General features: G+C 62.8%; 7 protein-coding genes. 6 read left to right on the top strand and 1 reads right to left on the bottom strand.

The window, feature by feature from the left end:
• The first annotated feature begins 83 nt into the window (after window positions 1-83).
• The 5 genes from QZ409_RS14225 (at window position 84) to QZ409_RS14205 (ending at window position 10,241) form a co-directional block, all read left to right on the top strand.
• On the top strand, window positions 84-5,486 hold the full coding sequence (locus QZ409_RS14225) for an Ig-like domain-containing protein (RefSeq protein WP_296712563.1): 5,403 nt from the start codon (window positions 84-86) through the stop codon (window positions 5,484-5,486).
• A 368-nt stretch (window positions 5,487-5,854) separates the two neighbouring features.
• Complete coding sequence (locus tag QZ409_RS14220; protein WP_296712560.1) at window positions 5,855-6,766, top strand: transglutaminase family protein; 912 nt, start codon at window positions 5,855-5,857, stop codon at window positions 6,764-6,766.
• A gap of 443 nt (window positions 6,767-7,209) precedes the next feature.
• Window positions 7,210-7,503 (top strand): hypothetical protein, encoded by a 294-nt coding sequence (locus QZ409_RS14215; RefSeq protein WP_296712558.1) that lies wholly within the window; start codon window positions 7,210-7,212, stop codon window positions 7,501-7,503.
• 777 nt (window positions 7,504-8,280) lie between these two features.
• Window positions 8,281-9,723, top strand: a complete 1,443-nt coding sequence (locus tag QZ409_RS14210) for an APC family permease (protein WP_296712555.1) — start codon at window positions 8,281-8,283, stop codon at window positions 9,721-9,723.
• 83 nt (window positions 9,724-9,806) lie between these two features.
• Window positions 9,807-10,241, top strand: a complete 435-nt coding sequence (locus QZ409_RS14205; protein WP_296712551.1) for a hypothetical protein — start codon at window positions 9,807-9,809, stop codon at window positions 10,239-10,241.
• Between the two features lie 63 nt (window positions 10,242-10,304).
• Here QZ409_RS14205 and QZ409_RS14200 read toward each other — a convergent pair whose 3' ends face one another.
• Window positions 10,305-10,601 carry a hypothetical protein gene (locus QZ409_RS14200; RefSeq protein WP_296712548.1) on the bottom strand — a complete coding sequence of 99 codons (297 nt, stop codon included), beginning with the start codon at window positions 10,599-10,601 and terminating at the stop codon, window positions 10,305-10,307.
• Between QZ409_RS14200 and QZ409_RS14195 the strand changes: the two genes are divergently transcribed.
• A complete protein-coding gene (locus QZ409_RS14195) occupies window positions 10,600-11,490 on the top strand; it encodes a hypothetical protein (RefSeq protein WP_296712545.1) in 891 nt (296 codons plus the stop codon). The genes QZ409_RS14200 and QZ409_RS14195 overlap by 2 nt on opposite strands.
• Window positions 11,491-11,615 lie beyond the last annotated feature (125 nt).

The following is an 11,615-nucleotide window of genomic DNA, read 5'->3' as shown; positions in this document are numbered from 1 at the left end:
ATGAGCGGCTGAGGCCGATTTCGAAAAGACGCGATCATCCCCGCGGCGCCATCGCGCCGTGAATTATCCCAGGGAGCGCCTTCATGACCGCCGCGCCGAGCCACATTGTCGTCCTCAACCTTGAAAACAAAGGTTTCGATGAGGTCATCGGCAATCCATTGGCGCCGAACCTGAACCTGCTGGCCTCGATGGGCATGCTGTTCACCAATTACAATGCGGTCGCCCATCCGAGCCAGCCAAATTACATCGCCCTGTTCTCCGGCTCGACGCAGGGCGTAACAGATGACACCGTGCCGTCGACCTATCCGAGCGATGTCCCGACGCTGGCCAGCAGTCTGGCGAATGCAGGACTGACCTTCGCGGGCTATGCGGAGCCGGGCGCCGCGCCCTGGCATATGCCGTGGCAGGAATTCGACAGTTCGGCGGGCGTCGGGCTGCCTTTCTCCGCCTTCCCAACCACTGCGGCCGGTTTCGACGCGCTTCCGACCGTATCCTTCGTCACGCCGAGCGACCTGAATAACATGACGAACACGGTCGCTTCCGGCGACACGTGGCTCGGCGCCAATATCATGGCTTATGCGGCGTGGGCGCAGGCGAATAATTCCCTGCTGGTCATCACTTTCGACGAAGGCGACGACGGACAATATCCGAACCAGATCGCAACCATTGTCGTCGGCGCCGGCGTCCCCGCCGGCGTCCTCAACAGCGAGGCCGCCAACCAATATGCGTTGCTGGCGACGATCCTGGACCTCTATGGCCTCGCGCCGATCGGCGAAACCGGGACGGCCCCGATCCTGGATCTCTATTCCACCACGCCCACCGTCGCGTCTTCCCTTGTCACCACCCGGATCCCCGGCATTTCCGATTCGACCAACTGGCCCCCGCAGAACGCGCTCGCGGTCGGGCCGAATTTCGTGGTGACGAGCGAGACGTCGCGGCTGCAATGGACCAATCTGTCGACCAATGTGACGCAGACGCAAAGCCTTTATTCGGTCTTCGCATCGGCCCCGAATGCGGGCGACGTCAAATCCTTGCTGGATACGCGTTTGACCTACGACAGCGCGTCGGGACTCTATGTCGCGATCGCGCTCGTCTATCACGTGTCCACCGGCAATATCGATATCGATATCGCGACGACGGCCAATCCGGACCTTGGCTGGAATGTCTCGATGCTGGCGACGGGATCGACAGACACGGACATGCCCGGCCTCTCGGTCGACGGAACCAATGTCCTTATCACCGCTCAGGTCAGCGGCGGCACGAAGACTTTTGTGGTTCCGCTCGCCGATGTCGTCAATGGCGCGACGATCACCACCGCCTCGCCGGGCGTCCAGACTCTCACCAATCTCAACAACGGCCATTTCAATTCCATCTCTGGCGACGGCGTCACCTTTTTGGTGGCCTCCTATTCCAACGGATCGCAGACCTATCTCAACTACCAGACCTATGACGCCAGCACCGGCGTCTTCACCCCGATGCAGAATTTCGCGCTCGGCAACAGCGACCAGGGCGGCGGCGGCAGCAACTTCCTCGTGGCCCAGGCCGGGACGAGCGCCAAAATCAACGCCGGCAGCGGCAATATCAGAAGCCTCGCCTATGCTTCGATCGACGGCCATAACTATGTCTATGGCGTCAGTCTGGTCATGCCGGTCGGCGCGACGCAGCCGCAGCTCGAATGGTTCCAGCTCGACGTCACCAACGCCACGGATGGCGTGACCAAGCCCATCCTCGTCCAGGGCGGCAATATTTCCGCCGCGTCGCTCGGCTTCACATCCGATATCGCGCTCTTCAACGCTTCCATCGCCGTCAATGGCGCTGGAGACGTACTGATCAATTTCACCGCCTCCGGCGCGTCGGTTTTGCCGGCAGATTATTACATTGTCGCCGGGCGCAACGATAACTTCGGCGCGCCGGTGCTGTTTCAGGCGAGTTCGGCCCCGGTCACCAACAACCCGCTGGGCTCCGCCGATCCGACGACCGGCGTGCAGCGTTGGGGCGTTTCTTCGTCCGTGGTCGTCGATCCCAGCGACCCGAACGCCTTCTGGATTTCCAACGAATACTTCAGCAATGATTCTTCGCAAGTCAGCATTCCGACGGGATCGAGCGCCTGGTGGGGCACCGCAACCGCGCGTGTGCTGGTGACTCCGCCCGCGCCCGTCATCACATCCCCAAGCAGCGGCGGGCTTGCCCCCAGCAGCGGGCTTCAGGTCACCGGAACGGGCTATAGCGGCGATACCATCAATGTCTTCATTGACGGCGTCGCCGCCGGGACGACGACGGTTGGAAGCGACGGCGGCTGGGTCTTCACCTTCTCGACTCCGGTCGTCGGGGGCGGCCATAGCGTTACAGCGACGGAGGCCAACGCCGCCGGAACCAGCCTGCTTTCCAACGCAGACAGTTTCACCGTCAGCAACGGGCCGGTCGTCGCATCGGTCGTGGCCAATCCTGGCGCCGCCAGTCTCGGCGCCGGCCAATCGGTGATTTTGACGGTGAATTTCAGCGACAGCGTCATGGTCGCCGGGTCGCCATTCCTGGTGCTGAACGACGGCGGAATCGCGACCTATGCGGGAGGCTCCGGCACGAACGCGCTGACCTTCACCTATGTCGTGACGTCGGGGCAGAATACATTCGATCTGACCGTGCTGGGGCTCGTGCCGGACGGCGGCGACATCAAGGACGCCTCGGGAAACCTGGCCATTCTGGATGGCGCCGCCGCCAATCCCGCCGGGATCCTGCTCATCGACACCAATGTTCCGGACGCGCCGTCCATCGCCGGCATCTCGCCCGACGCGGGGGCGAGCGCGACTGACGGCCTCACCAATGTCGCCTCTGTCGCCGTCAGCGGAACCGCCGAGGCCAGCAGCACGGTCCGGCTCTATGACGGAGCGACCCTGATCGCGACGCTGGTCGCCGATTCCAATGGCGCCTGGACGACATCGACCAACGTCACGCTTGCGGAAGGCGTGAACAGTCTCACCGCCACCGCGACCGACGCCGCAGGCAATGTCTCGGCGCCTTCCGGGGCCTTCATCGCGACGCTCGACACGACGCCGCCGGCCCAACCCGTGATCGCCGGGATCTCGCCCGATAGCGGGACGAGCGCCTCCGACGGGATCACCAATGTCGCCTCCGTCGCCGTTAGCGGAACCGCCGAAGCCGGCAGCAGCGTCCAGCTCTATGACGACGGCGTTCTGGTGGCGACGCTGCTCGCGGACTCCAATGGCGCCTGGGCGACGTCGGGCAAGATCACGCTCGCGGTGGGCGTCAACAATCTGACCGCCACCGCGACCGACGCGTTGAACAATGTCTCCGCGCCGTCCGCGATATTCGCCGCAACGCTCGACACGACGGCGCCGGGCCTCCCGGCCATTTCCGGGATCTCGCCCGACAGCGGGAAGAGCGCGACCGACGGCCTCACCAATATCGCCTCCGTCGCCGTGAGCGGCAGCGCCGAGGCCAATAGCACGGTGCAGCTCTATGACGGCGCCATTCTGGTCGAGACCGTCTCCGCCGACGGCGGCGGCGCCTGGACCACGGCAAGCAACATCACGCTGACGCAGGGCGTCAACAATCTCACCGCCACCGCGACCGATGCGGCGGGCAATCTCTCAGCGCCGTCGGCGACCTATGTTGCAACGCTGGATACGGCGGCGCCTGGTCTCCCGGTCATTACCGGGATCTCTCCGGACACCGGCACGAGCGCGACGGATGGGATTACCACCGCCGCCACCGTGGCCGTGAGCGGAACCGCTGAGGCCGGCGGCACCGTCACGCTCTATGAAGGCGCGGCCCTTGTCGCGACCGTCGCCGTGGACGGCAGCGGCAAATGGACCACGGCAAGCAACATCACGCTTGCGGAAGGCGTGAACAGTTTCACCGCCACCGCAACCGACGCCGCCGGCAATATCTCGGCGCCCTCCGCGACTTTCGTCGCCACGCTCGACACGACAGCACCCGCCGCCCCCGCGATTTCCGGCATCTCGCCCGATAATGGAACAAGCGCGACCGACGGGACCACCAATGTCGCCTCTGTCGCCGTCAAAGGAACCGCCGAGGCCAAAAGCACCGTCAAGCTCTATGACGGCGCCAATCTGGTCGCGACCGTCGTAGCCGATGCGAATGGCAATTGGACCACGGCCAGCAACATCACGCTGACGCAGGGCGTCAACAACCTCACGGCCACGGCGACCGACGCGACGAACCACATTTCCGCGCCGTCGGCGATCTTCGTCGCCACGCTCGACACGGCGGCGCCGACCGTGTCGTCAGTCATAACCAACCCTTCCACCGCCAATCTGAATGCCGGCAAGTCTGTGACGCTGACGGTGAATTTCAGCGAGAGCGTCTTCGTCACCGGGGCGCCCACTCTGGCGCTGAACGATGGAGGGGTCGCGACCTATGCCGGCGGCTCGGGCTCCAATGCGCTGGCTTTCACCTATGTCGTCGCGCAAGGGCAGAATACGTCCGATCTGACCGTCTCGTCGCTTCAGGCCAATGGCGGCAGCATCAAGGATAAAGCGGGCAACGCGGCGGTAGTGAGCGGCGCAGCCAGGAATCCGGCGGGCACCCTGAAAATCGACACGACCGCGCCGACTGTCTCCATCAACACGATCGCCGGCGACAATATCCTCAACGGGACCGAGGCTGCCGCGGGCTTCTCGATCAGCGGCAAGACCTCCGGCGCCGAGACCGGCCAAGCCGTCAGCGTCAAGCTCATCGACCGCACAAATGCGGTGGTCGGGAGCTATACGGCGACCGTGGCCAATAACAACTCATGGTCGGTCGCCCTCACCGGCGCCCAGGCCCTCGCTCTCGCCGACGGCGCCTATACCGTCGCCGCCAATGTCTCCGACGCCGCAGGAAACGCCGCCGCCCAGGCGACCCGCGCCCTGACCGTGGACGAGGACAAGGGGCCGGAGGCGCCAACTCTGACCCTCGCCAATTCGGCCCTGCTTGTTGCGGCCGGCGGGTCGGTCGCTTTGGGCGTCACGGCGACGCCCTTCGATGGCGACGACCGTCTCTCTGTGGTCATCGCGGGGCTTCCGTCCTACGAGACCATCAGCGCGCCAAGCGGCTACACCGTCTCCAGCGCGAAACAGGCGGATGGGACCTTCACATGGACCGTCGCCGAGACCACGGCGACCACGGGCTCGGCGATCTCCAACCTCACTTTGGCGTCGACCTATACCGGAACGGGTCAGCCGGTCGCCAATCTGATCATCACCGCGAATAATCTGACCGCCGGCGAAACGGCGAGTTCCGCGCCGCAAACCCTCGTGATGACCGACCCGCCAGTTAGCGGGGGCGGCGAGATTGCGAGCGGACCCGCCGCTGTGGCCGCCCTGCTCATCGAGGGCGGCTCGCCCGCGGCCAATCTCGGTTTGCTCGGCCAATATGCCGGGAGCTTTGCCAGCGGCGGCCAGCTCGCAGCCGATACGGCGCACGGACACCCGTTCATTTATTTTTCCACGGCGACCAACGCCTGAGGAATGTGCGCCCGAAGTGATTTCGGGCCCATCGATACGAGCGTCGACGCCCCCCGTCGGCGCTCGCAATGTTTCGCTCGGCTGAAAATTTTTTCACGCGGCCTGAAGGGAAGTTCTGGCGAGATCGCGACGTCGCGCGTGATCCGGGCGCCCTGCATTCCGCGCATCAACGCCACGGTGATGGATTATCACTCTTTGCTGTATCCCCGGCGCCATCAGACGCCTTATTCTCGGTGTTCCAGAGACCAGCATCGGCTCAAAAATGTCCTGCCCCAACGCCGCGCAGAGCAGGATTTTCTTGTGGTAAGATAAGTCGCGATCGGAACATCCAATCCACTCGCGCCACTAGAAGCGCCACCGGGGAACGCATGCCACGCATCAGCATCGTACACACCACCGCATATGCGTATCGCAACCCGGTCGGGCTGACCCGTCACCGCATGTTGATCCGGCCAGACGACAGCCATGATCTGCGCTTGCACCAAGCCACGCTGACAATTGATCCCCCTCCCGCCAGGATTCTCTGGAAACATGATGTTTTTAACAACTCCATCTGTTTTCTCGAATGGCCCGAAACATTGCGCACGCAACATCTCAGCATCGTCTCGACGCTTGACCTGACCCACCGTCCAGCCGGCGCGACCTTGCCGGCCTGCACGCTGGAGCCGTCGGCCGAACTGTTTCCCTTTTCCTATGCGGAGGAAGATATTCCTCAACTTGCAGGCCTCCTGCAGCGCCAGTCGCCTGACCCGAACGGAATTGTCGACGCCTGGTCGCATCGCTTCATTTCGAACTCCGGGCCTACGCAAACATTGAGGATGCTGGAGGCGATGACGCACGCGATCAAGGCCGAGTTCCGCTATGGGGCGCGTCACGAAGAAGGCACCCAGACCCCGGTCCAGACGCTCACTCTCGGGTCAGGGACATGCCGCGATTTCGCGGTGCTGATGATGGAGGCTCTGCGCAGCCTCGGTCTGGCCGCACGTTTCGTCACCGGATATCTCTATGATGATACCTCGGGCGCGACCCAGGGAGGCGGCAGCACACATGCCTGGTGCAGCGTCTACCTGCCTGGGGCGGGCTGGACGGAGTACGATCCGACCAATGGTCTCGTCGCCGGCGCCAATCTGATCCGCGTCGGCGTCACGCCGACAGCCGAGCAGGCGCTCCCGATCTCAGGTGGTTTTGTCGGCGCTCCGAACGACCCCATAGGGCTTGATGTCTGCGTCGCGGTAAGCGCCGCGCCAATCGTGGAAAGCGATTCGCCACTCGCGGACTAAACACCTGGAGCGAAGGACGATAGTCCCGCCGCGAAGGACGACGCCTCCGGCCAGCCAAAACTTTGTCCCGATCCTTCACCAGACCGACCAAGCGGCAACAGCGACCGCGCTGCTGCCTATCAGCAGCAGATTACCGGCCTACCGCGCGGAACGGCGGTTTATCTGAATGGCGTCATGTCTGATGGTTGCCGGACGACTGACGGGACTATGTCGGAAGCAAAAGGGCCAGGATATGAATTCGCCATGACAGACAAAGGCGGCTGGGAGGATTGGTGCGAAGGGATCGACAAATTAAAGGCCGATTTTATACCCCCGTGGGGTCACCATGAGCTTTGATATTTTTTCAAAGCTTCCAAAATGGTCGAGCGGTTAATCTGCCCGATAAAATAATATCAACGTTGTTCCTGGAGCATTGTGTCGGGAAGTGCTCGGATGTGTTCATCTTGGAATACCCGGACGGCAGCCCGACCGAACTGAGAGTGGGCAAAGATAAACCATCCGCCGGACTTTCCGTCTCGAGACCCCCAGCAAGCTTTGAATTTTGGCGCGCCATCCTCTCCGTCCTCCAACAGACGCCAAACTGCTTATACTGGCCGGGCGGCGGCCCAGTGATCGCTCAAACCTTCGTGCGCAATCACCTTCCCGCGACCATGATCGAAAAGCTCGGCGAACCGATCCTTATCGCAACGCCGGAGCAGATTATCGAGGCGATAAAAAAAGTTGACGGACAAAACTAGCATCTGCAGCGCAAGCATAGGGAAATTTCCCGCGAACGCATGAAAAGAACAGTCAGGAATGGTTAAATCCGACTATTTCGACAACCGTGATCGCCGGCGGACGAATAAATGTCTCTGTTCGGCTCGAAAGCGGCTCTTCGCTGGTATCAGCGAACGACGCCTCCAAGCTGATTCCATTGAAAAACTCTTCGGTTCAGCGACGGCGCCCTGCTGGAGGCATTTTTTTTAAGGTTCGAGGGTCGATGCCTTGGCGCGGCCGTGGCCGCGTGGCCGCCCGATTACTTGACAATATTGCGCCGCCGCGAAATTCAGCGCGGGCGTCGCGCCCTGCTCGTCCGGGCTTCGGATTGAAGGCTCGATACCGGTCTGCGCCCGGGATCCGGTATATTTCAGAGCGATTGTCGATCGCCCAGCAAACGAGTGCAGGTTTCAAGTAAAAAAAGCGTAGAATAATTTTCTTTTTTTTCGATGACTTCAGCACCAGCTGGCTGCGAATGTAGAATTTAAATCTATCCTGGGAGCCGCGACGCTCGGCGACGCCTGACGATAATCTGGAAGGGCCTGTTTTTCCTCATCTTTCTGTTCCTAGAATGTTGTTTTATCGACGGAAAACATCAACTTATCGAGGTGGTGTCATCAAATTGACATGAGAAAGTATTGGCCATATCGGTCAGATGCGAACGATCAAATGGCGTGTTGATCGTCCCCTGATCGCTGTTGGCGCGATCGATCGGCCGACGCCTCCTTTGCAACATTTCAACTTTGGGGGACCCGGACATGACCGTTCAATCGCAGCAGCAAGCCGCTTTTGTTCCGGTCAATGGCCCTGGACTGAAATCGCAATGCCTGAGTTATGTCGAGGTGTTGGCGCAGTCTGTTTCGGTGATCGCGCCTTCGACGGTTCCCGCCGCGGTTCTTGGTCTCATCTTCGCCTCGGCCGGCAATGGAACCTGGCTGAGCTTTCTGTTCGGCATGGTCGGGCTGGTCCTCGTCAGCCTCAACATCAACCAGTTCGCCCGGCGGTCGGCGTCGGCCGGCTCGCTCTACAGCTATATCGTCAAGGGCCTCGGCCCAACCGCCGGCGTGCTCGGCGGCTGGGCCCTGCTGTTTGGCTACATGCTCACCGGCATGTCCACGCTCTGCGGCTTCGTCGTCACCGCCAAAGGCCTGCTCGACGCCGTCGGCCTCTCCATTCCTTCCGTCATTCTGTCGGGCGCCGCCACCGTCGCCGCCATTTATCTGGCCAGCCGCGACGTGCAGCTCTCCGCCAGGGCCATGCTCGCCTTCGAGGGCGCCGCCATCGCCGCCGTGCTGGCCCTCGGCATCGTGGTGTGGCGCCATCACGGCTTCGCGCTCGATCATCAGCAATTGACGCTGCAAGGCGCCACCCCCGGCGGCGTCCTGATGGGCGTCGTGCTGGTCGTGTTCGCCTTCTCAGGCTTCGAAAGCTCGACTTCGCTCGGCGAAGAGGCCAAGGATCCGCTGCGCACCATCCCCAAATCCGTCATCCAGAGCGTCATGGTCTCCGGCGCCGTCTTCATCTTCATGGCCTATGTCGTCATCCTGGGCTTCCGCGACCTCCCCGAAGATCTCGCCAAGACGGAATCCCCGCTGTTCCTGCTGTCGGGCAAGCTCGGCGTCGGATGGCTCGGCGCCTTCATCAATGTCGGCATTCTGCTGAGCTTCTTCTCCTGCACGCTGGCCTCGATCAGCGCCACCTCGCGCATCATCTTCTCGATGGCCCGTCATGGCGTCGCGCCCCGCGTGCTGGGCTCGATCCATCCGCGCAACGAGACGCCCCATGTCGCCGTCGCCTTCGCCGCGCTGCTGACCTTCTTCGTCGCGCTGGCCCCTTCCCTGTTCGGCGTCAGCGAATTCGACAGCCAGGGCTATTTCGGCACGCTCTGCAGCTTCGGCTTCCTCTCGGTCTATGTGCTGATCTCGCTCGCGGCGCCGGCCTATCTGCGCAAGATCGGCGAGCTGACCACCGGGGCGATCGTGGTCGCGCTGGTCGCGGCCGGCTTCATGATCATTCCCTTCCTCGGCGTGATCGGCGTGTCGGGCAGCGACCTGTTCCCGCCGCCCGCCTATCCCAACAATATCCTCGTCTGGGTCTATCTGGCCTTCATGGCTCTGGGCGCGGCCTGGCTGTTCTCGCTGCGCAAATCCAAGCCAGAGGCCATCGACGAGGTTTTTGAAGGAAAGGACGCTCCGCACTGACGGAGCCGAGCGCGGAGCAAACACCCCGGGAACCAAACGGCAAATCCCGCCAAACGGCGCAAAATCACAAGGAGAATGCGACCATGTCCACCGAGCAAGAAGCCACCCTCCAGTCCGACCCGCTCGCCGGCCTGGGCGAGGCCATCGAGAGCGCCGCCGGCTCTCTCAACCATGCCGCGGCCAACGCCAGCGCCTCGGCCAAGGTCGCCGCGCGCAAGGTCAAGGCCACCGCCCATTCCGGCGCCTATCACGCGGCCTACGGCCTCGCCTTCGGGGCGGTGTTCAGCGCGGTGTTCCTGGTCGAGCTGCTGCCGGAAAACAACGTCTTCCGCCGCGGCTTCGAGGATGGCGCCGAAGAGGGCTTCGACGCCGCCATCGCAAAATCGGCCGCGCGCCGCGCCAAGAAGCGCGAACTGATCGAAGCCGAGGAAGAACTCGACCTCGACGACGAGGCCGAAGCCCCCGCAGCCGCCGAGCCCGCCGCGCCAAAGAAAAAGGCGCCGGCGCGCCGCAAATAAGCCGCGCGGTCACGCGTCCGAAACGATCAAAGAAAAGAGCGGCCCGAGGCCGCTCTTTTCAACTTAGCCGGCGAGTTCCTTGGCGCCTTCTCTCGCGTCGCCGCGGCGGCTCGCCACTATCGCCACGCAGAGCACGATCGCGCTGGCGATCGCCCCTATCAATTGTTCGGGAGGCCCCGCCATCAGGCCCAGACGACTCCAGACGGGATCGCCTGCAATCAATTCGCCGCCAGCCCAGCCGAGAACGACGGCGCCCGCCCAGATCAGAATGGGAAAACGCAGCATCAGAGACGCCAGGAAACGGGCGCCGAACATCACCAGCGGCGCCGACAGCAACAGGCCGAACACGATGAGATGCATGGACCCCTTGCCCAACGCCGCCTTCATCGGCTTCACCGGTACGCCCTTGATGGCGGGCGAAGAGAAGACGCGCGACGTCTTCGGCGACTACGTCTCGACCTACACCTACCAGCAATCGACCGAGGACGGCGCGACCGTCCCACTGTTTTACGAAAACCGCATCCCCGAGCTCGAATTCGTCAACGATGCCTTCGCCGACGATCTCGCGGCCGTCATCGAAGAAGCCGATCTCGACGAGGATCAGGAGCACGAGCTCGAAAGGCGGCTGGGCCGGCAATATCACCTGATCACTCGCGACGACCGTCTCGACCGCATCGCCGAGGATCTGGTGCGGCATTTCGTCGGGCGCGGCTATCGCGGCAAGGCCATGTTCGTCGCCATCGACAAGGCGACGGCTTTGCGCATGATGACCAAAGTGCGCGCCGCCTGGGACGCCGAGATTTTGCGGCGAGAGGCCGCGCTGCCGGGCGTGGCCGAGGAGCTGCGCGAGGCCGAGGCCGCCGTCATCGCCTTCATGCGCGAAACCGACATGGCGCTGATCGTCAGCCAGAGCCAGAACGAAATCGCCGACATGGACGCCAAAGGCCTCGACATCCGCCCGCACCGGCGGCGGATGCTCGACGAAAAGCTCGACGAGCGGTTCAAGAAGGCCAGCGACCCGCTGCGCCTCGTCTTCGTCTGCGCCATGTGGATCACCGGCTTCGACGTGCCGACTTGCTCGACAATCTACCTCGACAAGCCGATGAAGAACCACACGCTGATGCAAACCATCGCCCGCGCCAACCGCAACGCGCCGGGCAAGAAGGCTGGCCTGATCGTCGATTACGTCGGCATCTTCCGCAATCTCCAGCGCGCCTTGGCGATCTATGCAGTCTGGTCTGCCCCCTGAAAAGTGGTCCTCCATGAAGTATGGTTTTCGCACCGGCCGGAGGACAGAAGGATGGCAGGGAAGAGACACAAACCGGAAGAGATTGTCGCCAAGCTTCGTCAAGTCGACGTGCTGATTTCACAGGG

The organism is Rhodoblastus sp., from assembly GCF_019449565.1.
Classification (GTDB): domain Bacteria; phylum Pseudomonadota; class Alphaproteobacteria; order Rhizobiales; family Beijerinckiaceae; genus Rhodoblastus.
This window is presented reverse-complemented; position numbering and strand designations above follow the sequence as displayed.